General features: G+C 61.6%; 36 protein-coding genes. 1 reads left to right on the top strand and 35 read right to left on the bottom strand.

What is annotated here, in order from left to right:
* Positions 1-9 precede the first annotated feature (9 nt).
* The 8 genes from AAC126_RS08805 to AAC126_RS08770 are packed head-to-tail and all read right to left on the bottom strand — an operon-like array spanning position 10 to position 9,869.
* A complete protein-coding gene (locus AAC126_RS08805; protein WP_339852289.1) occupies positions 10-705 on the bottom strand; it encodes an ATP12 family protein in 696 nt (231 codons plus the stop codon).
* 4 nt (positions 706-709) lie between these two features.
* On the bottom strand, positions 710-4,111 hold the full coding sequence (locus AAC126_RS08800; RefSeq protein WP_339852287.1) for an AsmA family protein: 3,402 nt from the start codon (positions 4,109-4,111) through the stop codon (positions 710-712).
* A 14-nt stretch (positions 4,112-4,125) separates the two neighbouring features.
* Positions 4,126-4,818 carry an HAD-IA family hydrolase gene (locus AAC126_RS08795; RefSeq protein WP_339852285.1) on the bottom strand — a complete coding sequence of 231 codons (693 nt, stop codon included), beginning with the start codon at positions 4,816-4,818 and terminating at the stop codon, positions 4,126-4,128.
* The gene (locus tag AAC126_RS08790; protein WP_339852282.1) at positions 4,819-5,817 is read right to left on the bottom strand and encodes an RluA family pseudouridine synthase; all 999 of its coding nucleotides are present in this window, start codon (positions 5,815-5,817) and stop codon (positions 4,819-4,821) included.
* The gene (gene crcB, locus AAC126_RS08785) at positions 5,814-6,194 is read right to left on the bottom strand and encodes a fluoride efflux transporter CrcB (RefSeq protein ID WP_339852279.1); all 381 of its coding nucleotides are present in this window, start codon (positions 6,192-6,194) and stop codon (positions 5,814-5,816) included. Before crcB ends, AAC126_RS08790 begins: the two co-directional genes overlap by 4 nt.
* Before the next feature lie 14 nt (positions 6,195-6,208).
* Entirely contained in the window at positions 6,209-7,090 is an 882-nt protein-coding gene (locus AAC126_RS08780) for a hypothetical protein (protein ID WP_339852277.1), read from the bottom strand.
* Positions 7,080-8,390, bottom strand: coding sequence for a replication-associated recombination protein A (locus AAC126_RS08775; protein WP_339852275.1), 1,311 nt, complete (start codon positions 8,388-8,390; stop codon positions 7,080-7,082). Before AAC126_RS08775 ends, AAC126_RS08780 begins: the two co-directional genes overlap by 11 nt.
* 3 nt (positions 8,391-8,393) lie before the next feature.
* On the bottom strand, positions 8,394-9,869 hold the full coding sequence (locus AAC126_RS08770) for a Do family serine endopeptidase (protein WP_339852272.1): 1,476 nt from the start codon (positions 9,867-9,869) through the stop codon (positions 8,394-8,396).
* A gap of 120 nt (positions 9,870-9,989) precedes the next feature.
* On the opposite strand from AAC126_RS08770, the gene AAC126_RS08765 reads away from it, so the two are divergent.
* A complete protein-coding gene (locus tag AAC126_RS08765; protein WP_339852270.1) occupies positions 9,990-11,111 on the top strand; it encodes a hypothetical protein in 1,122 nt (373 codons plus the stop codon).
* Positions 11,112-11,199: 88 nt separating this feature from the next.
* On the opposite strand, the gene rplQ is transcribed toward AAC126_RS08765, so the two are convergent.
* The 27 genes from rplQ to rpsJ all read right to left on the bottom strand — a co-directional run bounded on the left by rplQ (position 11,200) and on the right by rpsJ (position 25,225).
* Positions 11,200-11,640, bottom strand: a complete 441-nt coding sequence (gene rplQ, locus AAC126_RS08760) for a 50S ribosomal protein L17 (RefSeq protein ID WP_339852268.1) — start codon at positions 11,638-11,640, stop codon at positions 11,200-11,202.
* Between the two features lie 69 nt (positions 11,641-11,709).
* Positions 11,710-12,726: a DNA-directed RNA polymerase subunit alpha gene (locus tag AAC126_RS08755; protein WP_339852265.1), complete on the bottom strand. Its 1,017-nt coding sequence runs from the start codon at positions 12,724-12,726 to the stop codon at positions 11,710-11,712.
* Positions 12,727-12,844: 118 nt separating this feature from the next.
* A complete protein-coding gene (gene rpsK / locus AAC126_RS08750; RefSeq protein ID WP_193173509.1) occupies positions 12,845-13,240 on the bottom strand; it encodes a 30S ribosomal protein S11 in 396 nt (131 codons plus the stop codon).
* Positions 13,241-13,276: 36 nt separating this feature from the next.
* Positions 13,277-13,645 carry a 30S ribosomal protein S13 gene (gene rpsM / locus AAC126_RS08745; RefSeq protein WP_339852260.1) on the bottom strand — a complete coding sequence of 123 codons (369 nt, stop codon included), beginning with the start codon at positions 13,643-13,645 and terminating at the stop codon, positions 13,277-13,279.
* A gap of 183 nt (positions 13,646-13,828) precedes the next feature.
* Positions 13,829-14,404 (bottom strand): adenylate kinase, encoded by a 576-nt coding sequence (locus AAC126_RS08740; protein WP_339852257.1) that lies wholly within the window; start codon positions 14,402-14,404, stop codon positions 13,829-13,831.
* Positions 14,401-15,744, bottom strand: coding sequence for a preprotein translocase subunit SecY (gene secY / locus AAC126_RS08735; protein ID WP_339852255.1), 1,344 nt, complete (start codon positions 15,742-15,744; stop codon positions 14,401-14,403). Before secY ends, AAC126_RS08740 begins: the two co-directional genes overlap by 4 nt.
* A gap of 14 nt (positions 15,745-15,758) precedes the next feature.
* Positions 15,759-16,262 (bottom strand): 50S ribosomal protein L15, encoded by a 504-nt coding sequence (rplO, locus tag AAC126_RS08730; RefSeq protein WP_339852253.1) that lies wholly within the window; start codon positions 16,260-16,262, stop codon positions 15,759-15,761.
* A gap of 58 nt (positions 16,263-16,320) precedes the next feature.
* Positions 16,321-16,527: a 50S ribosomal protein L30 gene (gene rpmD / locus AAC126_RS08725; RefSeq protein ID WP_339852251.1), complete on the bottom strand. Its 207-nt coding sequence runs from the start codon at positions 16,525-16,527 to the stop codon at positions 16,321-16,323.
* 15 nt (positions 16,528-16,542) lie between these two features.
* Positions 16,543-17,097, bottom strand: a complete 555-nt coding sequence (gene rpsE, locus AAC126_RS08720) for a 30S ribosomal protein S5 (RefSeq protein ID WP_339852250.1) — start codon at positions 17,095-17,097, stop codon at positions 16,543-16,545.
* Positions 17,098-17,110: 13 nt separating this feature from the next.
* Complete coding sequence (rplR, locus tag AAC126_RS08715; RefSeq protein WP_193173504.1) at positions 17,111-17,473, bottom strand: 50S ribosomal protein L18; 363 nt, start codon at positions 17,471-17,473, stop codon at positions 17,111-17,113.
* A gap of 11 nt (positions 17,474-17,484) precedes the next feature.
* Entirely contained in the window at positions 17,485-18,018 is a 534-nt protein-coding gene (rplF, locus tag AAC126_RS08710; protein ID WP_339852248.1) for a 50S ribosomal protein L6, read from the bottom strand.
* A 14-nt stretch (positions 18,019-18,032) separates the two neighbouring features.
* On the bottom strand, positions 18,033-18,431 hold the full coding sequence (gene rpsH, locus AAC126_RS08705; RefSeq protein WP_339852246.1) for a 30S ribosomal protein S8: 399 nt from the start codon (positions 18,429-18,431) through the stop codon (positions 18,033-18,035).
* A 15-nt stretch (positions 18,432-18,446) separates the two neighbouring features.
* Complete coding sequence (gene rpsN, locus AAC126_RS08700) at positions 18,447-18,752, bottom strand: 30S ribosomal protein S14 (RefSeq protein ID WP_028466790.1); 306 nt, start codon at positions 18,750-18,752, stop codon at positions 18,447-18,449.
* A gap of 18 nt (positions 18,753-18,770) precedes the next feature.
* Positions 18,771-19,310, bottom strand: a complete 540-nt coding sequence (rplE, locus tag AAC126_RS08695) for a 50S ribosomal protein L5 (protein ID WP_339852239.1) — start codon at positions 19,308-19,310, stop codon at positions 18,771-18,773.
* 23 nt (positions 19,311-19,333) lie between these two features.
* Complete coding sequence (gene rplX / locus AAC126_RS08690) at positions 19,334-19,657, bottom strand: 50S ribosomal protein L24 (protein ID WP_339852236.1); 324 nt, start codon at positions 19,655-19,657, stop codon at positions 19,334-19,336.
* Positions 19,657-20,025, bottom strand: coding sequence for a 50S ribosomal protein L14 (gene rplN, locus AAC126_RS08685; RefSeq protein WP_028466787.1), 369 nt, complete (start codon positions 20,023-20,025; stop codon positions 19,657-19,659). Before rplN ends, rplX begins: the two co-directional genes overlap by 1 nt.
* 18 nt (positions 20,026-20,043) lie before the next feature.
* Positions 20,044-20,292, bottom strand: coding sequence for a 30S ribosomal protein S17 (gene rpsQ / locus AAC126_RS08680; RefSeq protein WP_339852234.1), 249 nt, complete (start codon positions 20,290-20,292; stop codon positions 20,044-20,046).
* Positions 20,293-20,318: 26 nt separating this feature from the next.
* Complete coding sequence (rpmC, locus tag AAC126_RS08675; protein ID WP_193173497.1) at positions 20,319-20,519, bottom strand: 50S ribosomal protein L29; 201 nt, start codon at positions 20,517-20,519, stop codon at positions 20,319-20,321.
* Between the two features lie 17 nt (positions 20,520-20,536).
* Entirely contained in the window at positions 20,537-20,950 is a 414-nt protein-coding gene (gene rplP, locus AAC126_RS08670) for a 50S ribosomal protein L16 (protein ID WP_339852231.1), read from the bottom strand.
* A 28-nt stretch (positions 20,951-20,978) separates the two neighbouring features.
* Positions 20,979-21,659 carry a 30S ribosomal protein S3 gene (gene rpsC / locus AAC126_RS08665; RefSeq protein ID WP_339852228.1) on the bottom strand — a complete coding sequence of 227 codons (681 nt, stop codon included), beginning with the start codon at positions 21,657-21,659 and terminating at the stop codon, positions 20,979-20,981.
* Positions 21,659-22,039, bottom strand: coding sequence for a 50S ribosomal protein L22 (rplV, locus tag AAC126_RS08660; protein WP_339852225.1), 381 nt, complete (start codon positions 22,037-22,039; stop codon positions 21,659-21,661). Before rplV ends, rpsC begins: the two co-directional genes overlap by 1 nt.
* Before the next feature lie 16 nt (positions 22,040-22,055).
* The gene (rpsS, locus tag AAC126_RS08655) at positions 22,056-22,331 is read right to left on the bottom strand and encodes a 30S ribosomal protein S19 (RefSeq protein ID WP_028466781.1); all 276 of its coding nucleotides are present in this window, start codon (positions 22,329-22,331) and stop codon (positions 22,056-22,058) included.
* Positions 22,332-22,344: 13 nt separating this feature from the next.
* Entirely contained in the window at positions 22,345-23,169 is an 825-nt protein-coding gene (rplB, locus tag AAC126_RS08650; protein ID WP_339852221.1) for a 50S ribosomal protein L2, read from the bottom strand.
* 3 nt (positions 23,170-23,172) lie between these two features.
* Entirely contained in the window at positions 23,173-23,496 is a 324-nt protein-coding gene (locus AAC126_RS08645) for a 50S ribosomal protein L23 (protein ID WP_036554653.1), read from the bottom strand.
* 2 nt (positions 23,497-23,498) lie between these two features.
* A complete protein-coding gene (rplD, locus tag AAC126_RS08640) occupies positions 23,499-24,116 on the bottom strand; it encodes a 50S ribosomal protein L4 (RefSeq protein WP_339852219.1) in 618 nt (205 codons plus the stop codon).
* Between the two features lie 5 nt (positions 24,117-24,121).
* On the bottom strand, positions 24,122-24,898 hold the full coding sequence (rplC, locus tag AAC126_RS08635) for a 50S ribosomal protein L3 (RefSeq protein ID WP_339852216.1): 777 nt from the start codon (positions 24,896-24,898) through the stop codon (positions 24,122-24,124).
* A gap of 18 nt (positions 24,899-24,916) precedes the next feature.
* Positions 24,917-25,225 (bottom strand): 30S ribosomal protein S10, encoded by a 309-nt coding sequence (gene rpsJ, locus AAC126_RS08630; protein ID WP_028466776.1) that lies wholly within the window; start codon positions 25,223-25,225, stop codon positions 24,917-24,919.
* Between the last annotated feature and the right edge of the window lie 97 nt (positions 25,226-25,322).

Below are 25,322 nucleotides of genomic sequence, written 5' to 3'. Positions count from 1 at the left end.
CGCGGTGCGTCAAACCCGGCAGAAGGATATGAAACGGGCGGCATTCGTCATGTCCGCCGCCATTGCCTTGCGGCGCTCGATCGCCTCCCAGTCCTCGCCCCAGCGCTCCGCCTGGAACAGCTCGTCCAGCAGCGCATATTCGATGCCCTTTTCGGCCTCTATGCGGCCTTCCAGAACAGCAAGCGCGATAACCAGAGAGCCGAAACCTGTGGTCAGCTGATAGAGGCCGGAGAGCACGAGATCATTGTGATCGGCGATGCCCCGGCGAAGAGCGGCAAGAGCATGCTCGCTCTGGGGCTGGGGCATGATCCCGGCGGTGACGGCCAATTCGGCGCCGAATCGCTCCCGGCACCAGTCCAGCAACGGCTGCCAGGATTTTACCTGCCGGATCACCAGATCGTCCGGATCTTCCGCCCGGTAGCAGACCAGATCGGAGCCGCCATAGGCGACGATCTGATCAATCACCGCGTCGCGCTGCGGCGTCACCCGGTCGAAACCGGTCGCCGCCAGGGACATGAAAGGCATGGAAGCGGGGATGATTTTCTCTTCCTGCGCATTCCATTCGGCTGCGATCTCCGCCGCCAGCTGTTCGCCCGGCAGCAGCAATGGTGCTTTCGCCGGCGTGCGGACCGGACGGTCATCAAGCAAAACCTGATAGCCGCCTTCCGCCTCCCCGACCGAGGCCACCTTGTAGAACCGTTTCAAGCACTCACTCCAAGATTTTCTTGATCCCCCCGAACAGGCCGTCGACCGCTTTTCCGGGCAGCTTCAGAACATCCTTGCCGGTATCGACCGCACCGCCGACCGCACTGGAGTTCTTGTTCGCCGCCTTGCCGATTGCAGCCGCCTCCTCCGGGCTCTTGCCTTCTGCCAGCGCAAGCGCCGCCGGGCAAGGATCTTCCGTCTCGCCGGAGGACATCAGGGGCAAGACGAGGGTCAGCGGATTGACCGCAGTCAAGGCCACGGCACCGGCACCAAGAACCGCGCTTTTCGCCGCGCCCACCGCGTCGGGCCGGAAAGACGGATCGGCCAGCGGGCCGGAAACCCGGATCGGGGTCGCCAGACTGAGGAAAGCGAAATCCTTCGGTTTCGGATGCATCAGGAAATCGACCGTCTCATCCCGCAGGTTCACATTGCCCGCGCCACCCACTGTGACCCGCGCACTGTCGACCAGGAAGACCGTGGATTTAGCCATGCCCTCGGTAATATCGAACCGGGTGGCCATGCAATTCAGCTTCGATTCCTTCTCTGCCTTCTTGCCGATGGACGGCAACAGGCTGGTCACCAGATCGGCCGCGATCAGCTCCCAGTAGGTATTCGAGACCGTGCCGTCTTTCAGATACAGCGCGACATGGCCATTCATCGTGTCCATCGCCTCACGCGGGGTGCGTCCCTGCGCGGTCAGCTTGGCCGAGGTATTGCCGTAACCACGGAATACATCGGTTTCGAAATATTCCCGCAGCAGATTGCCGAAATGCGCGCCGGTCCAGGTACTGTCGATGGTGAAATCCGTCAATGGCGCCTTGCTGCCGTCGACCTTTGCTTCCAGCTTGACGAGACCTTCGTTGAAAACACCTTCGGACGGATAGACGGAGAGCACCTTGTCCTGAAGCGCCGCGTTCAGATCCAGATTGGTGATGACCAGCCCCGGCAGGCGCAATTCACCCGCCGTGAGCTTGATGGTGCCGTCCACCCGGTCCAGCACTTCCGTCGGGAAAGGCTTGTCCAGCGCTTCCTCGGACGGCGCGTCGGCCTTGATCTTCTTGGCCGGATCGGCGGGCACCGGCGCATCACCGTCGTCAAGGTAGGGCTCGAGATCGAGGAAGGTACTGGCCAGATCGATGGAGCCTTTCGGACGGTCGCCTTCCATGCTGAGCTTGATGGAGCCGGTCAGGTCGGACTTGCCGACACGGGCATTCAGGTTGGAGAGCTTGAAGCTGGTGAATGTATCGTTGGCCTGCACCAGGGTCAGCTGACCCTTGATCGCAACCTTTTCACCGGCCGCCGTGCCATTGAAGTCGAACGGCAGCGCCTGCTCCTGCTCGACCAGTGCCTTGATGGACGGGAACTGCCCCGCAATGTTGATTTCCTGCTTGCCGTAACGCCCGGCGATTTTCCCGGCGATCGGGTTCGACATGGCATCCGTTTTCAGGGAAAGGCTGTCGATTTCGACGCGCTCGTCCGGTCCGGAGCCGGTTGCGGCGTAGCGCACCTTGCTCATTTCAACGCCGAACGTGCCATCGATGGAGGACAGCATAGAGGCGATCGTGCGGCCCTGGCCGGTCAGGTCGATATCGATATCGCCCCGCCCGGACGCCTTGCCGTCGATGCCGAGGCGGTCCGCCACGACACCAAGATCAACGCCTTTCCAGAGCACACGCGACGATATTTTGGTCCGCATGCCGGACGGCTCCACTTTCGCCGAAGCGGACAGTTTCGCCTTCGCCAGCATCATTTCCGGGATGGAAAGCGACAGCACCTCATCCTGCAGGCTGACCGATATATCCAGGTCCCGCACTTTATCCTGCGCCGTGGAAACCTCCGCCGCGCGGATATGGGCTTCGCCGGAAATGCCTTTCAGAACGATGTTTTTGAGCGGTGTGTCGAGGCCGATATCACCGACATTCTCGATCAGCTTCAGGACGGCTTCCGGGTCGGTTCCCTTGGCGTCTATCTGGATGTCGAGCTTGGAGATGGCCACATCCCGGCCCGCGTCCGGACCGGCCGGATCGTTGTAACGCACCAGGGGCAGCGCCGCCTTGCCATTGATGGTGGCGCCCGCCATCAGCTCGCCAACGGTCTTGCCCGACGTATTCACGACAAGGCTCAGATCGCCACCGGCCTCAAGGCCCGACGTATCGATAGCTGTACCGGCAAGCCGATCGAAATCGGCTCCCTTGATGGAGAGATCGGCCTCCGCCACGAGATTGCGGCCATCACGTTCCACATTGGCCTGCAACTTGATCGGTGAGCCCGCATAGACGGCCCAGAACGGCGAGATTGCCAGCTTTCCGTCTTTCATCGTCACGGTCAGGGCAATGTCCGAGGCTTCCGCCGCGTGCGACTTCAGCTGCTTCACGCTGACGGACAGATCGACGACCGCCTCATCCAGCCAGTCGGTCGGGATACGGTCATCCAGGATGTCCCGGATGCCGTCCCTGTCCTTGCTGCTCGCAGCGCTCTTCGTGTTCTTGGCGGGACCGGCCAGATCTTCGATGGGGCGCAAGTCGATGAGGTTCGACTTCAGCGTTCCGGCCAGGCTCGGAACGCTGCCGGCGGTATCGAGTTTCAGGTCGCCCGAGATATCGGACGAGAACAGCCGGGCTTCGAGCCCCTGCACGGCGATATTGGCAGGCACGCCGTCCTCATAGGCAAACAGCAGCTTGCCCGCGACACGGAACGGCTGCCCCATGGCTTCGCCGGTAATGTCAAAAGGTTGCGGGGCGGAGGCATCGCCGAGCGCCACGGCAGGTGGAAGAGTGCCCGCGATATCGATGCGCTTGCCGTCGACGGACATTTTCACGACGGCTTCGACCGGATTATTGAAATCCGGGGCATCGAGATCGATTGAATCGACGATGACGCGATGCTCCTGGCCCAGCAGCTTGTCGCTGTAGACCACATCGACGTCGATCAGGGTAACGCTCTCGATGACAGGGAAGGCGCCGGGGCGGGAAAGATCGGACTCGTCGCCCTTGTCGTCATCCGCTTCATCGGCGGCGAACAGCCAGTTCGCCCGGCCGTCGGCTTCCCGCTGCAGGTTCAGTTTTGCATGTTCGAGAAACAGGCTCTCGACGATCACAACACCGTCGAACACCCGGTCGAGATCCAGGTGCAGCTCCATGGCTCCGACCGAGGCCATATCCTCGTCACCGGCCCAGGGGGCATTCTGGAAACGGACATCCTCAACCCGGATTTTGGGCTTCCAGGACAGCTCATAGCTCAGCGGTCCGGCAATGGTCAGGGAACGGCCCGTGGCTTTCTGAACCTGCTCCGCGACGATCTGCTTCACATCCTCCTCGTCGAGGGATGCCAGGTAGATCGTCACGCCGCCCGCGAGGACGACAACCAGCCCCAGAAGGGACAGCAGGGTAATCTTCAGAATGCGCATGTATGCCGCTCCTATCAGGATGCCAGAAGCCGCTCGACCTCCACATCCAGATCATCGAAATGATCAATCACCGCACCGGGACCAAAGGACACAAGGTCCGCACGATCATGATAGCCCCAGGTCACAGCGACCGAGGCTACCGACGCGTTTCGCGCCAACTCCAGATCGTACACCGTATCGCCAACCATGATTGTGGCGGATGCCTCAACACCTGCCTCATTCATTGCCTGGATCAGCATGCCGGGGTGCGGTTTGCCCGGTGCCGTGTCCGAGGTCTGAATGCTGACGAAACGATCTATCAGTCCATGTACCTCTAACGCGTGACGGGCGCCTCTGGTTCCCTTGCCCGTCGCAAGTGCGATCAGATAACCCGCCGCATCGAGCCGCTCGACCACTTCCCGGGCGCCTGGCATCAAGGGTTCGTGCCGCTCTCCGCGATCCAGTCTTGCACGATGGTCGCCGCGGTAATCCTGCACCAGCCGCTCACACTGCTCCGGTGAAATATCCGGCAGCAGGGAGCCGATGATCACCTCCAGCGGCAATCCGACACCGGCCCGGACAGAGGCCGGGTCCGGAGCGGCAAAGCCGTTCCTCTCAAAAGAGCGGGTCATTGAGGCAATAATATGGTGCTGGCTGTCGATAAGGGTACCGTCCATATCGAAAACGACCAGCCGCAACGGGTCGGACGATGGGTCAAATGACCGCATTCAAACGTCCTCGCGCAGGGCGTCCGCGCCGCCTTTCGGATCGAAGCCGAAGAAATCCCACGCCTTCAGCATATGGTCCGGCAAGGGTGCGGTGACCTTGAGCACAGTGCCGTTCGGCCGCTGAACCTCGACCTCTCGGGCATGCAGGTGCAGCTTGCGGGACAGGCCCTCGGCCACCAGGAAGGCTTCCGGGCCGCCATACTTGCCGTCACCGAGGATCGGTGCCCGCCGCTCCATCATGTGAACGCGAAGCTGATGGGTCCGGCCCGTGATCGGGCTGAGCGCCACCCAGGCGACGCGTTTGCCGAGCTGCTCGACCACCTCGTAGTCCGTCAGGGATTTTTGACCCGCCTCGTAATCAACCGCCATCTTCTCGCCGGCCTTGCCGGGCAGCTTGGAGATGGGAATATCGATCCGGGCCACCCTCGGCTTCACCTCGCCAAGCACCAGCGCCCAGTAGATCTTGCGCGTGGTCTTTTCCCGGAATGCCGCCGTCAGCCAGCGGGCCGCCTTGGTGGATCGGGCGATCAGCAGGATGCCGGAGGTATCCTTGTCGAGCCGGTGCACCAGTTTCGGCCGTTCAGAACGGCCAAAGCGCAAGCCGTCCAGCATGCCGTCGACATGCACTTTCTGTCCGGTGCCGCCCTGGGTGGCGATGCCGGCCGGCTTGTCCAGCACGATCACCTCGTCATCCATGAACAGCACCCGCTCGCGCATTTCCTCCAGCAGGGCCTCGTCGATCCTGGACTCCTTGCCGGGCCGGCTATCGGCTGTCGGCGGGCTGGTTTCCTTCTCGCCGAGCGGCGGCAGGCGCAGATACTGGCCCGCTTCGAGGCGCTGGTTCGCCTTCACCCGCTTGCCGTCGACCCGGACCTGTCCGGTGCGCAGCAGCTTTTCCAGCCGGCCATGGCCGAGGCCCGGATAATGTTTCTTGAACCAGCGGTCGACGCGCATATCCGCATCGTCGTCCTTAACCTGAACTGTCTGAACCCCGCTCATGCGAAGAGTCCTCTCATCACGGCGAGACCGCCGAACATGGCAAGAATGGCCCCCGCCACCGACAACGCGACATAGACGCCCGCGAGCATCAGATTGCCGCGCTCCGTCAGGGTCGCGAAATCGAGCGCGAAGGTGGAGAAAGTGGTGAAGGCACCGCAGAAGCCGACCATCAGGAAAGCCCGTGCTTCCAGCGGCAGGCTGAACTTGAAGGCCAGCCCGCCGGCCAGCAGGCCGAGCAGGAAGGAACCGACGATGTTCACAATGATGGTGCCGTAGGGAAACCCGCCGCCAAACAGATGCATGGCAACGGAACCGGCTTTATGGCGGGCGAGCGCGCCGAGCGCGCCACCGCACGCGATGGCAATGAGCAGTTTCATCAGCGCTTGCTAGCCTAAGCCGCGCCGAATATCCAGCCTTCCTTGGCGGCACCAGCCCTGCGTGCCTGTTGCCAGAGCACGGGATCGGCCTGCAACAGCCTCAATGCGGCCGCCGATATCAGGGCATCCGCCTCGTCTTCGGTACGGATCCCGGGGATCTCCCCGGCAACGGCGCCGAAGTGACGGCAGACGGCATCGAGATTGTCCCGGTCGCCCCAGGCACGCGGATCGCCACCGGCCAGTTTGTAGTAAAGCCGCGGAAAGATCTCGACGAGGGTCAAAACGCCGCCCGGCTCGGGATCGAACGGCCATAGGCGGATATCCCGGTTCAGCCCGCGCAACCGGTGCAGCAAACGCATCCCGGCAAGCGAGCCGGTGCCGACATTGGCCGCGCCAAGGCATTTGAAAACCGGATGCGGGGTGGTGACGGAAGCGGCCGCCTGTTCCGCCAGGCGCTGCCGGTAGCTGTATTTCGTGCCGCGCCAGCCCGGCGCCATGAAATAATCCCTGTAAGGCAGGTCCGCGCGCCTGTAGAGGGCCGCACCGTATAAATCGGGGTCACACTGCCCCGCCTGCTCCACAAGCGCCCAGACGGCCTCCGGAGAGCCTGGAGCGTCCGGCAGGCCGGGGAAATAGGCGCCCTCATCCTCGAAGGCATAGCAGAAGGCGAAATCGAACCCGGCCAGCACGTGGCGGCCTTCATCCATTCTGGCGATGAGATAGGAAAGCACATCGGGCCGGGACCATATGCCATGCGGGCGGTAGGGATTGGCGATCAGCCGGGGCAGCGCCTCATCCGGTGCGGCTTCAGCAACCTGGATGCCTTTATTGCGCGCGCCCTTCGCCCCGGACCAGTCGATGCCAAGGAAAAGATCGAAGCCGGGATCAGCCGTCACCGTCCGGACCGCCGGCCGCGCGCTGACGGCGCAGCTTGTCCCAGTAGGCCAGCCGCTTCTGGATCTCCCGCTCGAAGCCGCGCTCGACCGGACGGTAGAACTGCTCCCGGCGCATGTCTTCGGGGAAATAGTCCGCGCCGCTGAAGCCGTCCGGCGCGTCATGATCGTAGGCATAGCCCTTGCCGTAGCCGAGATCCTTCATCAGGTTCGTCGGCGCGTTCAGGATATGCGCGGGCGGCGCCAGCGAGCCGGTCGTCTTGGCGGCCCGCGCCGCCGCCTTGCTGGCCTTGTAGGCGGCGTTCGATTTCGGCGCGGTTGCCAGATAGATCACGCATTGTGCCAGCATCAGGTCCCCCTCCGGGGAGCCGATCCGCTCATAGGCGTCCCAGCAGGCCAGCGCCTGGGGCAGCGCCCCCGGATCGGCCATGCCGATATCCTCCGACGCGAACCGGGTCAGCCGGCGCATGATGTAGCCCGCGTCCTCCCCGCCGACCAGCATCCGCGACAGCCAATAGAGCGCCGCATCCGCGTCCGAGCCGCGCAGGGATTTGTGCAGGGCACTGATCAGGTTGTAATGCTCTTCCCGGTTCTTGTCGTAGACCGGTGCCCGGTGCTGCACCGTCTTGGCCAGCCCGGCACCGTCCAGCAACGGCTCCGGCGGCAGCAGGAAGATCTCTTCGGTCAGATTGAGCAGATAGCGCCCGTCCCCGTCCGCCATCGCCTTCAGAGCCTCGCGCCCGTCCGGGGTCAGCGGTAGGGCACGGCCCTCGATCTCCTCCGCCCGGGTCAGCAGCAGATCCAGCGCGGTATCGTCGAGCCGCCGCAGCACAAGCACCTGACACCGGGACAACAAGGCCGCATTCAGCTCGAAGGACGGGTTTTCCGTCGTCGCCCCGACGAGCACGACCGTGCCGTCCTCCACATAGGGCAGAAAGCCATCCTGCTGGGCCCGGTTGAAACGATGGATCTCGTCGATGAAGAGCAGCGTGCCGCGCCCCATCTGCCGCCGCTCCTTCGCCTTCTCGAACACCTTGCGCAAATCGGCAACGCCGGAGAACACGGCAGAGAGCGGCTCGAACTCCATGTCCGTGCCATCCGCCAGCAAACGGGCGATGGTGGTCTTGCCGCAGCCGGGCGGGCCCCAGAGCAGGATCGAGGCCACCCTCTGGCGTGCCAGCATACGGCCGAGCGGCGCTTCCGGGCCGAGCAGATGATCCTGCCCGACCACTTCGGTCAACGCCTTCGGACGCAGCCGGTCCGCGAGCGGCCTCGGTGCGTCGGCTTCAAACAGACTGGCCACCGGTCAGCCCTTGATTTCCGTCGTCAGCACCTGCCCCTCGCGGCGGATCGAAATCCGCCAGGCCTTCTTGGCTGACATCAGGGCCGGCTCAAGACTCGAGACCAGATCGATTGTGTCATCATTGATCTTCAGCACGACATCCCCCGGACGGAGCCCGACACGGGCCGCCGGTGATTGCCGCGTCACCTTGAGAACCACAACGCCCCGCGCCATATCGTCGAGCCCGTGTTCCAGGGCAAAGGCCGGCGACAGGTTCGCCACCTGGGCCCCGGACATCGGATGCTGGCCCCGCATGTCCCGAAGATCCGGCTCGGGCTGGGTGAGGGGCGCCTTCATCGGCACCTCGACAACCTGATGCGCGCCGCCCCGGAGGATTTCGATCCTTGCCGCGCCGCCGAGCGGACGGGTCGCCACGCGATACCGCAGGGCCTGCTCGTCCACGATTTCCCGGCCGCCCACTTTCAGGATGACATCGCCGATCCGGATGCCTGCATTGGCCGCCGGACCGTCAGGATAGACGTCGGTCACGGCCACGCCGACCGGCCGGGGCAAGCCGAACTGTTCCGCCAGATCCGAGGTCATGGTCTGACCGGATACACCGATCCAGGGCCGCACCACACTGCCTTCATCCACCCCGTCCAGAATGGTCCGCACCATGTTGGACGGCACGGCAAAGCCGATCCCGACGGACCCGCCACTGCCCTTCTGGTTGCTGTAGATCGCCGTGTTCACGCCGACCAGACGGCCATCCATGGAGATCAGCGCGCCGCCGGAATTGCCCGGGTTAATGGCCGCGTCGGTCTGGATAAAGAAGCTGTAATCGGTAATGCCGAGAGCTGTCCGGGCCAGAGCCGAGACAATCCCGCTGGTCACCGTCTGGCCGACGCCGAACGGGTTGCCAATGGCCAGCACGAGATCGCCCACTTCCAGCTCGTCGCTGTCGCGGATTTCAAGATGCGGCAGTTTCTCGCCGCCCGTGTCGATCTTCAGCACGGCCAGATCGGTACGCTCCTCCTGAAGCAGGATGGTGGCGTCGAACTCACGCCGGTCGGACAGTACGACGGTGATCTCGTCCGCGCCCTTGATGACGTGGAAGTTGGTCACGACCAGTCCGTCCTCACGCAGGATGACACCCGAGCCGAGCGATTGCGACGTGCGCTTGCGGGCTTCGCCCGGGAACACATCGCCGAAAAAACGCCGGAAAAAGGGATCGTCGAACAATGGCGATGCCCGGCGCTCTGTGACTTCCGCCCGGGCATAGATATTCACCACGGCAGGCCCGACCTTGCGTACGAGAGGGGCGAAGGAATACTGGATCTCCGCCCGCGTCTCCGGAACCTGTTTGGTGGTTTGCGCCGCCGCCGGACCCGGCCCTGAAAATGCCAGAAGAAGCGCCCCAAGACACGCCGTCAACGCCGTATAGCGAAGTACGAAACGGGCCCGGGAGGCAAAAAACCGAGGAGAATCAGCGCGGCTCATCTGTTGCATTTCCGTTGGTTGTCACAAAATTCAGTCACGGGTAGGCTATCCTATATGGGTTGTCGGCGCATGGGGCAAAAGGGACGCACCGGCAACACCGGACCGGGAATGGAGAGGTCAATGCCAGGCGCCCAAAACGCCGGGAAAGCCACGATTTCCAGAGCCGGAGAGCTCGCCGATGCGATCAGCTCCCTCGGTGACAGCGATGGCGAGATCAAACGCGCCCGCGCCTGTTACGATTCCCTCTACGCCTTGGCCTGCGATCACGCCAGCTCCGCCGACATAAGGGACCGCCTGATCTGCGGCGCCCTCAGGCTTGCCGCGTGCCACGCCCGGCGCAGCGAGTTGAGCGCCATCCATGACGTCCGGACCCATCTCCAGCGCTACGCCACCGGACATCCGGACGATCCCGGCATGCGGCGGGGCTATTGTGAATTGTCGGTCACCCTGTGCCTCGAATATGCACGGCACGGCAAAAGCCTGGAGGCCGACGCCACCTTCGAGGAGATCCGGGACATAGCCGCCCGCCACCCGACGGACCGGCAATTGCGCTCCACCCTGGCAAAAGCCATTGCCAACCGGATCGCCACCCATTGCGACCAGGGCCGGACCCGGGAAGCGCAACATCTGCACCGCTCTCTCTGCGCCCTGGCCGAAGTACCGAACAGCCAGCCCGACACGATCCATCACCGGGCAATCGGCAGCTTCAATCTGGCGGCGCATCTGGCCCAGACCGGCGCATCCGGGAAAGCCATCGAGCTTTATTTCGATCTGGCCTCCTTTACGGATACCAGGCGCCCATCCGCCGACCTGCAGGATGTGCTGGCCGATGCAGGTTTTGCCCTCATCACCCTGTTTGGCGACAGGGAAAAGCTGGCCGCGGCAGAAACGATCTATATGGATCTGAGGCAACGCGCGGCGGCAAGTATACTGATGCGCCAGAAGACCATGCTCGCGGCCTTTAACCTGATGACCGATTTCTGCCGGGATGGCGCCATCGGGAAAGCGCGTCACATCTATGACGACATTCTCGCTGCATCCGCCCAGGAAACCGCGAACAGCGAGATGGCCCTGCTGCATGCCAAGGCCTGCACCAACCTGCTGCTGACCGCGGACGCGCTCGACGAAGAAGCGCATGCCGATCTGCTCTGCCAGGAGCTCACGGCCCTTGTCGCCGAATGGCCGGACGAGCCGGAGATCTGGGAGATCGCGGCACGGCTGAGCACGCAAGACGGCGCATAACCGCTTCAGAGGTAACCCAGAGAGATATCAGACAAAAGAAAAGGCGGCCCGAAGGCCGCCTTTCATATTCCTGGAGCGACAGGCGCGATCAGATCGCGGCCGGCATCGCACCTTCGAGGGCTTCTTCTTCCTCGATCTGCATCGGACCGGAATCCTGGCCGCGGGCATCTTCGTCACGATCAACCAGTTCGATCACGGCCATCGGGGCGCTGTCGCCGTAGCGGAAGCCGGCCTTCAGGACACGGGTGTAACCGCCCTGACGTTCCTTGTAGCGCTCGGCCAGGACGTCAAACAGCTTGCGGACCATGATCGGGTCCTGCAGAGCCGACGTCGCCTGACGGCGGGCATGGAGGTCCTGGCGCTTGCCGAGGGTGATCAGCTTCTCAACAACGCTGCGCAGGTCTTTCGCCTTCGGCAGGGTGGTGATGATCTGCTCATGCTTGATCAGTGCGTTGGCCATGTTCTTGAACATGGCTTTGCGGTGGCTCGACGACCGGTTGAAACGCCGGCCCTTAAAACGATGTCGCATCGCGAAAACTCCAGTTTCGTATTCGTCAGCGCCTCACGGCACAAACAGTATTCAATTGCGCTCAGCCGATCAGAACGGCTCTTCGAGCCGCTTGGCGAGCTCTTCAATGTTGTCCGGCGGCCAGTTCGGGATATCCATGCCCAGCGCCAGGCCCATCTGACCAAGCACTTCCTTGATCTCGTTCAGGCTCTTCCGGCCGAAGTTCGGCGTGCGGAGCATTTCCGGCTCGGTCTTCTGAACGAGATCGCCGATATAGACGATGTTGTCGTTCTTCAGGCAATTCGCCGAACGGACGGACAGTTCCAGCTCGTCGACCTTGCGGAGCAGGTTCTTGTTGAACGGCAGCTCGGTCTTCTCTTCGGTCTCGACGACCTGCTGCGGCTCTTCGAAGTTGATGAAGAGCTGGAGCTGGTCCTGAAGAATGCGCGAGGCGTATGCCACGGCGTCTTCCGGGGTCAACGAGCCGTCGGTTTCGACAACCATGGACAGCTTGTCATAATCGGTGACCTGGCCAACGCGGGTGTTGTCCACCTTGTAGGTGACCTGACGCACCGGGCTGAAGATCGCATCGACCGGGATCAGGCCGATCGGCGCATCTTCCGGACGGTTGGCGCTGGCCGGGACATAGCCCTTGCCGGTCTCGACCGTGAACTCCATGGACAGGCTGGCACCGTTATCGAGCGTGCAGATCACCAGATCGGGGTTCATCACCTCGATCTCGGATCCGGCTTCGATCATGCCGGCCTTAACCTCGCCCGGGCCCTCGGCCTTCAGGCGCATCTTGCGCGGGCCTTCGCTGTGGGCCCGAAGCGCGATCGCCTTGATGTTGAGGACCATGTCGGTAACGTCCTCACGGACGCCGGCGACGGAGGAGAATTCATGCAGCACGCCATCGATCTGGACAGCCGTCACCGCCGCGCCCTGAAGGGACGACAGCAGGATACGCCGCAGAGCGTTGCCGAGGGTCAGACCGAATCCACGTTCCAGCGGCTCGGCCACGATCGTTGCCTTGCGGGCGGGATCCGAGCCCAATTGCACATCGAGCTTGTTTGGCTTGATAAGAGCCTGCCAGTTGTTCTGAATCACGGGGGTGACCTCATCGCTAACGAGACCCGCGGGCCTCTACCTTATGCTTTCGGCCCCAAAACAATCGTTTCGGGGCCACGGGCTGTACCGGTCGGGCGGCCAGGGCCGCCCTTGCAGCTTAAACCCGGCGCCGTTTCGGCGGACGGCAACCGTTGTGCGGGATCGGCGTAACATCGCGAATGGACGTCACGGCAAAACCCACGGCCTGCAGTGCGCGCAGAGCTGACTCACGTCCCGAACCCGGGCCGCTGATTTCGATCTCGAGAGTCTTCATGCCATGCTCGGCAGCTTTCTTGCCGGCATCCTCGGCCGCGACCTGCGCCGCGTACGGGGTGGACTTACGGGAACCCTTGAAACCCATCGCACCGGCGGAAGACCAGGAAATTGCATTTCCCTGGGCGTCGGTGATGGTGATCATGGTGTTGTTAAAGGATGCGCTCACATGCGCGACACCGGAAGTGATGTTCTTCCGTTCGCGGCGTTTCACGCGCCCCTGGGTAGGTTGTTTTGCCATTAAATTGCCGCTCCGGCTTGTCGGGTAAAACCCGAATTATTTCTTCTTACCCGCGATAGCCTTCGCCGGGCCCTTACGGGTCCGCGCGTTGGTGTGGGTCCGCTGTCCGCGCACCGGCAGGCCTTTACGATGGCGCAGGCCGCGATAGCAACCCAGATCCATCAAACGCTTGATGTCCATCGCGATCTTACGGCGCAGATCGCCTTCGACCACCTGATCGCGGTCGATGACTTCACGCAGCCGCGCGACTTCATCTTCAGTCAGTTCATGCACACGGCGTTCCTGCGGAATACCGACGCTCTCACAGATCTTCGTGGAGGTGGTCCGGCCGATACCATGTATGTAAGTCAAAGCAATCTCGACACGCTTTTGCGTCGGGATATTCACGCCTGCGATGCGCGCCACTGGCAAACTCCTCAGTACAACGCTTGTCAGCGTCCAACAAAAATACGGGTCATCTGACCCAGGCACCCAACTCGGAAAATCCGCGCGAGCAAGTGCGCACGGTTTCACTGAAACCGAGGGCGCGGAGTATACTCAACCGGATTGCCGAGTCAACCGGTTTACCCACACCTTCAAACAGTCCGGTCAAGCCGCCACGATAGTGTCGATCTGACCACTCACTTCAGTGATGGACGCCATTCCGTCCACACTCTTCAACGCACCACGTTCCGCAAAGTACGGAATGATCGGTGCCGTCTGTTCCTTGTATACCTCAAGACGCTTGCGCAGCGTCTCCTCGGTATCGTCACTGCGCCGCTCGGCTTCCGGGGTCTCCGCGATGCGGGACCGGATCCGGTCGAACAGGATATTCTCGTCCACTTTCAGCTCGATCACATGATCGATCCGAAGGCCTTTTTCGGCCAGCATGATATCCAGCGCTTCCGCCTGGGCTACCGTGCGCGGGAAACCATCAAGGATGAAACCGTTCTTGCAGTCATCCTGATCGACGCGCTCGGAGATCATCTGGACCATAACGTCGTCCGAGACCAAACCGCCTGAATCGATAATGCTCTTTGCCTTCAGGCCAACGTCACTGCCCGAAGCAATCGCGGCCCGCAGCATGTCACCGGTAGAGAGCTGAACTATCTTGAACTTCTCTTCCAGACGTTTCGCCTGGGTGCCCTTACCGGCACCCGGAGGGCCGAGCAGTATCAAATTCATCGACGTTTCCCCCTCAGTTTCGATTTTTTAATCAGCCCCTCATACTGGTGTGCCAGCAGATGCGATTGAATCTGGCTCACAGTGTCCATTGTCACCGTCACCACGATGAGCAGGCTTGTTCCCCCGAAATAGAATGGCACTTGATATTCGCTGATCAGGATCTCCGGCAGGATACAGATCGCCGCGAGATAGGCGGCCCCCAGCACCGTGAGCCTGGTCAGGACATAATCAAGATAGTCGGCGGTATTCTTGCCCGGACGGATACCGGGTACGAAGCCGCCATATTTACGCAGGTTGTCGGCGGTCTCCGCCGGATTGAACACGATCGCCGTGTAGAAGAAGGCAAAGAACACGATCAGGCTGACGAAGATCGCCATGTAGAGCGGCTGCCCCCGGCCGACCATCGCCGTGAAGGTGCTCAGCCACTCCGGGCCGCCACCGCTGGCCGCCGTCATCTGCGCGACCGTTACCGGCATCAGCAGCAGAGAGCTGGCGAAGATCGGTGGGATCACACCCGCGACGTTGATCTTCAGCGGCAGGTGAGAACTCTCGCCCCCGAACATCCGGTTGCCCTGCTGGCGCTTCGGATACTGCACCGTGATCCGGCGCTGGGAGCGCTCGACGAACACAATGCCGGCAATCACTGCAACCGCCATGATCATGATCAGCACGATGATGGCAGCGGACAGCGCCCCGGTGCGGCCAAGCTCAAGCATGCCGACCAATGCTGTCGGAAGCTGTGCCACGATACCGGTGAAGATGATCAGGGAGATGCCGTTACCAACGCCGCGCGCGGTAATCTGCTCGCCCAGCCACATCAGGAAGACCGTACCGCCGACCAGCGTGATCACCGCGGTCGCACGGAAGAAGATACCCGGGTTCCCGACCGCCGTACCGTCGGCCATGGATTCAAGACCGGAGGCGATACCATAGGCCTGGAAGGCCGCCAGCAGCACCGTCAGGTAACGGGTATACTGATTGATCTTCTTGCGCCCGGCCTCGCCTTCCTTCTTCAGGGTCTCGAGGCTGGGGGAGACCGCGGTCATCAACTGCATGATGATGGCCGCGGAGATGTAAGGCATGATGTTCAGCGCAAAGATCGTCATCCGCCCGAGGGCACCGCCCGCGAACATGTCGAACATGCCGAGGATACCGCCCGAATTCTGCTGGAAGATCTGCTCCAGCACCGCGGGATCGATACCCGGGATCGGGATGTAGGTCCCAAGACGATAAATGATCAACGCACCCAGTGTGAACCAGATGCGCTTCTTGAGTTCCGCCGCTTTCGCGAAGGCCCCAAAATTGATCGATGACGCGTATTGCTCGGCGCTGGAAGCCATTTCACTGAACCCAATCAGTCGGTGGAGGAGTCGCCCGCCTCTTCAGCCGGCTTAGCGGCCGGAGCCGTAACCGTCACGGAGCCGCCGGCCTTTTCAACAGCTGCGATCGCAGCCGCGGAGGCACCGGAAACTTCCACCTTTACCTTGGCTTTCAGCTCGCCCGTTGCAAGCAGGCGCACACCGTCGCGCACCCGGCCGACAAGACCGGCTGCCTTCAGGGCAGCGGTATCGATCGTCTTCTTGCCATCAAGCTTGCCCGCATCGATTGCCGCCTGGATCGAGCCGACATTAACCGGCGCGAATTCCTTGCGGAACGGATTCTTGAAGCCACGCTTCGGCAGACGCCGATGGATCGGCATCTGGCCGCCTTCGAAGCCATTAATGGCGACGCCGGAGCGAGAGGTCTGGCCCTTCTGACCTTTACCGGCAGTCTTGCCGAGGCCGGAACCGGCGCCACGACCGACCCGTTTGGCGGGCTTGTGCGCGCCCGGATTGTCGCGAAGTTCGTTGAGTTTCATCGTTCTTGCCCTCGTTCCGGCGCAAGGCCGGATCGCCTAGATGTTCTGCCTGGCCGCCTTAGGACGCGTCTACGACGCGCACCAGATGGGCGACCTTGCTGATCATGCCGCGGACCGCCGGAGTATCTTCCAGCGTGCGCGTGCGGTGCATTTTGTTCAGACCCAAGCCGACCAGGGTCTGCTCCTGGTCCTTGGTCCGGCCGATCGGGCTGCCGGTCTGGGTGACCGTGACCGTCGTGGCCGCTTTTTTCTTGGTTGCCGCCATGGCTCTTCTCCGTCCTTAGGCCTGAGCCGCTTCGGCTTCGCCAGGAGCCCGGCCGAAGATCTCAGCGACCTTCTTGCCACGCTTGGCAGCAACCGAACGCGGGGACCTGACGTTTTTCAACGCTTCAAAGGTCGCCTTGATCATGTTGTGCGGGTTGGACGTCCCGGTGGATTTCGCCACCACGTCCTGCATTCCCAGCGCTTCGAAGATCGCACGCATCGGGCCACCGGCGATGATGCCGGTACCAGCCGGAGCCGAGCGCAGGATCACGCGACCGGCACCGAAGCGCCCGCCGATATCGTGATGCAGCGTACGGCCCTCGCGCAGCGGCACACGGACCATGCCGCGCTTCGCCTGCTCGGTTGCCTTGCGGATCGCTTCCGGCACTTCACGGGCCTTGCCCGCACCGTACCCGACGCGACCGCGACCGTCACCGACGATCACGATGGCGGCGAAGCCAAACCGGCGACCGCCCTTCACAACCTTCGCGACGCGGTTGATACCGACCAGCTTTTCAACCAGTTCCGGATCTTCGCGCGTGTCGCGATCTCTTCTTTCGCCTCGTGCCATGTTCCGGCCCTTTCTAGAACTTCAGTCCGGCTTCACGGGCAGCGTCGGCCAAGGCCTTGACGCGTCCATGATACCGGTAGCCGCCACGGTCGAACACGACGTCGGTGACGCCCTTGCCTACCGCACGCTCGCCGATCAGCTTGCCGATCTCCGCGGCCGCGGACTTGTCCGCACCCGTCTTGAGCTGCTCGCGCATTGCCTTCTCGAGAGAAGATGCGCTCACCAGGGTCTCGCCCTTCAGATCGTCGATGACCTGAGCATAGATGTTCTTGGAAGACCGGAACACAGAGAGCCGGGCCTTGCCATTTGTTTTGGCGCGCAGCGCGGCACGGGTCCGCTGGCGGCGACGCTGGAAGAGTTGTTTTGATGTCAGCATGCCACGAATCCTTACTTCTTCTTGCCTTCCTTGCGGAGGACGGTCTCGGTCGCGTACTTGACGCCCTTGCCCTTGAAGGGCTCCGGCGGACGATACCCGCGGATTTCCGCCGCGATCTGACCTACCTGCTGCTTGTCGGCACCATGGATCGAAATTGCCGTCGGGCGCTCACACTTCATGGTGATGCCTTCCGGGATCGGATAGTTCACCGGGTGGCTGAAACCGAGGGCCAGAACAAGGTTCTTGCCTTCGACTGCCGCACGATAACCGACGCCGTTAATTTCCAGGTTGATCGTGAAGCCATCCGACACGCCGGTGACGGCGTTCTGGACGCGGGCACGCATGGTGCCCCACATCGCACGGGAACGCTTGGAGGCGTTCTTCGGCTTCACGGTGACCAGGTTGTCCTCGATCACGATGTCTACTGCATCGCTCATCGGAACAGAAAGCTGGCCGAGTTTGCCCTTCGCGGAGAAAGCATCAGCGTCGATCTCGACGGTGACGCCACTCGGAAGAGCGACCGGATTTTTCCCAATACGTGACATTCGCTCGGCTCCGATCAGAATACCTTGCAGAGGACTTCGCCGCCAACATTGGCAGCGCGGGCCTCATTGTCGGAAAGGATGCCACGCGGCGTCGACAGGATCTGGATACCCAGACCGTTGTAGCACCGCGGCAGATCCTTGATCTTTGAGTACACCCGGCGGCCAGGGCGGGAAACGCGATGAATCTCGCGAATGACCGGCTCGCCGTCATGGTACTTCAGTTCAATCTTCAGCTCGCCAATGCCTTTGCGTACTTCGGCGCTGGAGTAGCCGCGAATGAAACCTTCGCGCTTCAGCACTTCGAGCACATTGCTCCGCATTTGCGATGCCGGGCTGACCACAACGCTTTTACCAGCAGTTTGGCCGTTCCGGATTCGGGTCAGCATGTCCCCGAGAGGATCACTCATCGTCACTGTCAGACTCCTCTCTTACCAGCTTGACTTAACCATGCCCGGGATCTGGCCAATCGAGCCAAGATCACGCAGGGCAATACGGGACATCTTCAGCTTGCGATAGTAACCGCGCGGGCGGCCACTGACCTCGCACCGGTTACGAAGACGGATCTTCGCACCATCGCGCGGCAGCTCGTTCAGCTTCAGACGGGCTTTAAACTGCTCTTCCAGGGGGAGATCCTTGTCGCAGGCAATCGCCTTGAGGCGCGCCCGCTTTCCGGCATCCCGCTGGACAATTTTCCCGCGGCTCTTGTTCTTTTCAATCGCGCTTTTCTTCGCCATGACTCTTCTCCAGCCCGATCAGTTCACGAACGGGAAGTTAAAGCGACGCAGCAGTTCGCGCGCCTCATCATCGGTATTGGCAGTCGTCACCACGACGATCTCCATGCCCCGGATGTGGTCGACCTTGTCGTAGTCGATTTCCGGGAACACGATCTGCTCTTTCAGGCCCATCGAATAATTGCCGCGCCCATCGAAGCTCTTCGGGCTGAGACCACGGAAGTCACGCACGCGCGGCAGGGCGATGTTCACCAGACGATCCAGGAACTCGTACATCCGTTCGCGGCGGAGGGTGACTTTACAGCCGATCGGCATGCCCTCGCGGAGCTTGAAGCCTGCAATGGACTTCTTCGCGCGGGTCACAATCGGGCGCTGACCGGTGATGATGGCAAGCTCTTCCGCAGCGGCTTTAACCCGCTTGGAATCCTGCACCGCTTCACCGACGCCGATATTGACGACGACTTTCTCGATCGACGGGCACATCATCGGGTTCGCGTACTTGAACTCCGACAACATTCCCGGCTTGATCTCGGTATTGTAAACTTCTTTTAATCGCGACATGTCTGGCCTCGTTTCGAGCGCGCTTAAGCGTCGAGCACTTCGCCGGACCGTTTCGCGAAGCGGACCTTGCGGCCATCCTCGAGAGTACGGATCCCGACGCGCGTCGGCTCGTTTGATTTCGGGTCGATATGCGCAACGTTCGATACGTGAACGGGCGCTTCTTTCTCAATAATACCGCCGGCGGTGGTCTGGGTCGCACGCGTGTGGCGCTTGACCATGTTCACACCTTGAACCAGGACACGGTTCTCATCCGTGATGACGCGCAGAATTTCGCCCGTCTTTCCCTTGTCCCTGCCAGTGGTGACGACGACCTTGTCGCCCTTCTTCACCTTGAACTTCGTTGCCATCACAGCACCTCCGGTGCAAGCGAGACGATTTTCATGAACTTCTTGGCACGAAGTTCACGGGTCACCGGACCAAAGATACGGGTCCCGATCGGCTCGTTCTGCTTGTTGATGAGCACCGCGGCGTTGTTGTCGAACCGGATCGAGGAGCCGTCGTTACGACGGATTTCCTTGGCGGTCCGGACGATAACGGCCCGAAGCACTTCACCCTTTTTCACGCGGCCCCGCGGAATTGCTTCCTTAACGGAGACCACAATCACATCACCGACGGCAGCGACTTTGCGCTTGGAACCGCCGAGGACCTTGATGCACTGGACGCGGCGCGCGCCGGAATTGTCAGCGACATCAAGGTTTGACTGCATTTGGATCATGTCGTCGTTCCCTGCCGCTTAGGCGTTGCTGCCTGCATCATCGACGACAACGGTCCAGTTCTTGCGCTTCGAAATCGGAGCACACTCCTGGATCCGCACAATGTCGCCAATCTTGTACTGGTTCTGCTCGTCATGCGCAGCGAATTTCTTCGAGCGCTTGATAAACTTCTTGTAGATCGGATGCATGACGCGGCGTTCGACGCGAACGACGATAGATTTCTCGCCCTTGTCGCTTACCACGGTGCCCTGCAAAATTCGCCTCGGCATTTCTCGTCTCCTAAATCCAACGCTGCTTAAGCGCTGGCCTGCCCGTGCAGGATCGTCTTGATGCGCGCGATCTCACGGCGCACCTGCCGCATCCGCGCAGTGTTTTCCAGCTGACCGTTGGCGCGCTGAAAACGAAGGTTGAAGGCCTCCTTCTTCAGATCCACCAGGCTGGTTTTCAGCTCATCGCCCGTCTTGGCACGAAGATCTGTTGCTGCCTTGTTTGCCATCATTCTCTCCCGCGGCCTTATTCGCCGAGTCGGGCAACGAAGCGCGTATCAAGCGGAAGCTTGGCGGCGGCAAGCGTAAACGCTTCCTCAGCCAGTTCCCGCGGAACGCCTTCGAGCTCGAACATGATCCGACCGGGCTTAACACGGGCGACCCAGAATTCAGGGGTACCCTTGCCCTTACCCATACGTACTTCCGCCGGCTTCGACGACACCGGAACATCCGGGAAAATCCGGATCCACACCCGGCCGGAACGGCGGATGTGACGGGTGATGGCACGACGGGCCGCTTCGATCTGACGGGCGGTGACGCGCGCTGGCGCCAGAGCCTTCAGGCCGAACGAACCGAAATTCAGTGTCGTACCGCCTTTTGCGTTTCCGTGGATCCGGCCTTTGTGGGCCTTACGGAATTTTGTGCGCTTCGGACTAAGCATCTATCTAACCTCTATCCTATCCGCCTGCTCAGCGCTGATGGCCGGGCTGGTCGGTAAGCCGCTTTTCGTGGGCGAGCGGATCGTGTTCCAGAATCTCACCCTTGAAGACCCAAACCTTGACGCCACAGGCGCCGTAGGTGGTCTGTGCGGTGGACTCGCCGTAATCGATATCCGCACGCAGCGTGTGCAGCGGAACGCGGCCTTCACGATACCATTCGGTCCGGGCGATTTCCGCGCCGCCGAGACGGCCCGCGCAGTTGATCCGGATGCCCTGGGCGCCAAGACGCATGGCCGACTGAACGGCCCGCTTCATGGCACGACGGAAAGCAACCCGGCGCTCCAGCTGCTGCGCGATGTTATCGGCAACCAGCTTGGCGTCGATTTCCGGCTTCCGGATCTCGAGGATGTTCAGGCTCACTTCGGTCCCGACCATCTTGGAGAGATCCTGACGGAGCTTCTCGATATCCTGGCCCTTCTTGCCGATCACAACACCCGGACGGGCGGTGTAGATGGCAACGCGGCAGCGCTTTGCCGGCCGCTCGATGACGATCCGGGAAACACCGGCCTGCGCCAGGCGCTTATGGAGATACCGGCGCATACGAATGTCTTCGTGCAGCAGATCGCCATAATCCTTGGCAGCGAACCAACGGGAATCCCAGGTCCGGTTGATGCCGAGGCGAAGCCCGATCGGATTAACTTTATGACCCATTATTCGGTCTCCCCGCGCTCACGCACGACAACGGTCAGGTGCGAGAACGGCTTCATGATTTTGCCGACACGACCCCGCGCCCGCGGACGGAAGCGCTTCATGACGATGCTCTTGCCGACGGAAGCTTCCTTAACGAAAAGCCGGTCAACATCGAGCTGATGATTATTCTCAGCATTCGCGATCGCGGACTGCAGAAGCTTCTTCACATCGTCCGAGATGCGGCGGCGGGAGAAGGTCAGGGCCGCGAGGGCCTTTTCCACATCCATGCCGCGGATCATCTGCGCGACGACATTCAGCTTCTGCGGGCTCACCCGCACATTGCGGAGCACCGCTTTCGCCTCGGTATCGTCCAGTCGGCGTTCGACCGCACTCTTGCCCATGGTCTCTGCTCCAGTCCTAGCGCCGCGACTTCTTATCGGCCGTATGGCCGTAATAAGTGCGGGTCGGCGCGAATTCGCCGAGTTTGTGTCCGACCATGTTCTCGGTCACGAGGACCGGAATGAATTTCTGGCCATTATGAACCCCGAAGGTCAATCCGACGAACTGCGGCAGAACCGTCGACCGGCGTGACCAGGTCTTGATGACCTCGTTACGACCGGACGCGCGCGACGCATCGGACTTCTTCAGGAGATACCCGTCAACAAACGGGCCTTTCCAAACAGAACGTGACAACGTCTATCTCCTCTTACTTCCGGCGCCGACGCACAATAAGGCGATCGGTTTTCTTGTTGCTGCGCGTACGCTTACCTTTAGTCGGCTTACCCCACGGGGTCACCGGATGGCGACCGCCCGAGGTCCGGCCTTCACCACCACCGTGCGGGTGATCGACCGGGTTCATCACGACACCGCGAACGTGCGGGCGCTTGCCGAGCCAGCGGGAACGGCCCGCCTTGCCAAGCTTTACGTTCTGCTGATCCGGGTTTGACACCGCACCGACAGTTGCCATGCATTCGCCGCGAACCATCCGCACTTCACCGGAGGTGAGGCGCAGCAGGGCATAACCCTGGTCGCGACCGACGATCTGCACGTAAGCACCGGCGGAACGGGCAATCTGACCGCCCTTGCCTGGCTTGAACTCCACATTGTGGACGATCGTGCCAACCGGAATGCTCTTCAGAGGCATCGCATTACCCGGCTTGATGTCCTGGCGCTCACCGGCGATGACCTTGTCACCGGCCTTGAGGCGCTGAGGAGCCAGGATGTAGGCGAGCTCACCATCGTCGTATTTGATCAGCGCAATGAACGCGGTCCGGTTCGGATCGTATTCAAGCCGCTCAACCGTCCCCGACACGTCGAACTTGCGACGCTTGAAGTCGATGATGCGGTATTTACGCTTATGTCCGCCGCCACGCCAGAAGGAAGTGGTGCGGCCAGTATTATTCCGTCCGCCGGACTTGGTCAGACCGCGGGTCAGTGCTTTGACCGGCTTGCCTTTCCAGAGTTCCGAACGGTCGACGATCACCAGTTCACGCTGGGACGGCGTCGTCGGATTGAATGTCTTCAACGCCATGGATCAGACCCCCTGCGTAACATCGATGTCCTGACCGTCCTCGAAAGTGACGATCGCTTTCTTGTAGTCGGACCGCTTGCCGAGCTTGCCACGGAAGCGTTTCACCTTGCCTTTGGTCAGCACGGTGTTGACGGCTTTGACCTTGCGATCGAACAGCCGTTCAACAGCGACCTTGATCTCCGGCTTGGTCGCGTCGAGGGTGACTTCGAAAGTCACCTGGCCGAACTGCGATCCGAGGCTGGATTTCTCGGTGACGATCGGGCGGACGATGATGTCGTACGCACGCTCGTCGCTCAGCCGAACTTGGCTGGCATTGTAAGGACGCATGCTCATTTCAGGCGAGCCTCCAGGCTTTCCACCGCCGCCTTGGTCAGGACCAAGGTGTCCCTGCGGAGGATGTCATAGACGTTCGCGCCCTGCTCCGGCAGCACATCCACATTCGGGATGTTCCGCGCGGCCCGGGCAAAACCCTCGTCCAGCGCACTGCCACCGATGAACAGAACCGATTTCCAACCGAGAGCCGTAAGCTTCTTGGCCAGTTCCTTGGTCTTGGTCTCGCCAGCCGCATCATCGATCACGATCAGCTTGCCTTCGGCCTGCTTTGCAGACAGAGCCGAGCGCATGCCGAGCTTGCGGACCTTCTTCGGCAGGGCAAACCCGTGGTCGCGGGAAACCGGACCATGGGAGATGCCGCCGCCGCGATACTGGGTAGCCCGCAGCGAGCCCGCACGGGCCCGGCCGGTACCTTTTTGCTTGAACGGCTTCTTTGTCGTGCCGCTGACCTGGGAAATCGTCTTGGTCGCGTGGGTACCGGCACGGCGCTTGGCCAGCTGCCAGTTTACCACACGGGCAAGGATATCCCGGCGCGGCTCGACGGCGAACACGGAGTCCGCGACTTCAATGTCGCCGGACTTCTTGTTGTCGAGTGTCGTAACAGGAAGCTTCATGACCCTCAGTCCTTATTCTCGGCATTGTCGTCAGCCGAGGTTTCGGCTTCGGCCGGAGCATCAGCAGCGGCTTCGACAACTTCGGGCTCGGCAACCTCTTCCGCGGCCGGCATGCGCACTGCAGCCGGGAACGGAAGATTTTCAGGCTGCTTCACCTTGATGGCATCGGAAATCAGAACCCAGCCGCCCTTGGCGCCCGGAACCGATCCCTTGACCAGGATCAGACCACGATCGACGTCGAGCTGAACCACTTCGAGGTTCTGCGTCGTCACCCGCTCGTCGCCCATGTGGCCGGCCATCTTCTTGCCCTTCCACACACGTCCCGGATCCTGGGAGTTACCCGTGGAACCGTGTGCGCGGTGGGAGATGGAGACACCGTGGGAGGCGCGCATGCCGCCGAAATTGTGCCGCTTCATGGCACCGGCGAAACCCTTACCGATCGAGGTGCCGACAACGTCGACCTTCTGACCGGCAACGAAATGGTCTGCGGTGATTTCCGCGCCGACCTCAATAAGAGCATCGGGACTGACACGGAATTCGGCCAGCTTCCGCTTCGGCTCGACTTTCGCTTTCGCGAAATGGCCACGCATCTGCTTGCTGACGCGCTTGACCTTGGCAACGCCAACGCCGAGCTGAACGGCGCTGTAGCCGTCATTCTCTTCGGTGCGGACACCTACCACCTGGCAGCTATCCATCTTAAGGACCGTGACCGGAACGTGATCACCTGTATCGGTGAACACCCGGGTCATGCCCATCTTCTGTGCGATTACTCCGGAACGCATGAATCTATTCCTTCAGCGTTAGAGCTTGATTTCGACGTCAACACCGGACGCGAGATCAAGCTTCATCAGAGCGTCGACCGTCTGCGGGGTCGGGTCGACGATGTCCAGAACCCGCTTATGAGTGCGGATTTCGAATTGCTCACGGCTCTTCTTGTCGATGTGCGGACCGCGAAGAACGGTGAAGCGCTCGATACGGGTCGGCAGCGGGATCGGGCCCTTGACCTGCGCGCCAGTGCGCTTCGCCGTGTTCACGATTTCGCCGGTCGACTGATCAAGGATCCGATGATCGAATGCCTTGAGGCGAATTCTAATGTTTTGACTGTCCATATTCTTCAATCTCCGGCTCGGTAACCGAGCCCAATGTCCAGCTTTACTCGACGATTTTGGCGACGACGCCGGCGCCGACGGTGCGGCCACCTTCGCG

Source organism: uncultured Nisaea sp. (genome assembly GCF_963974195.1).
Classification (GTDB): Bacteria; Pseudomonadota; Alphaproteobacteria; order Thalassobaculales; family Thalassobaculaceae; genus Nisaea.
Note: the sequence above shows the minus strand (reverse complement) of the source record. Positions and strands in the feature narration are given on the sequence as shown.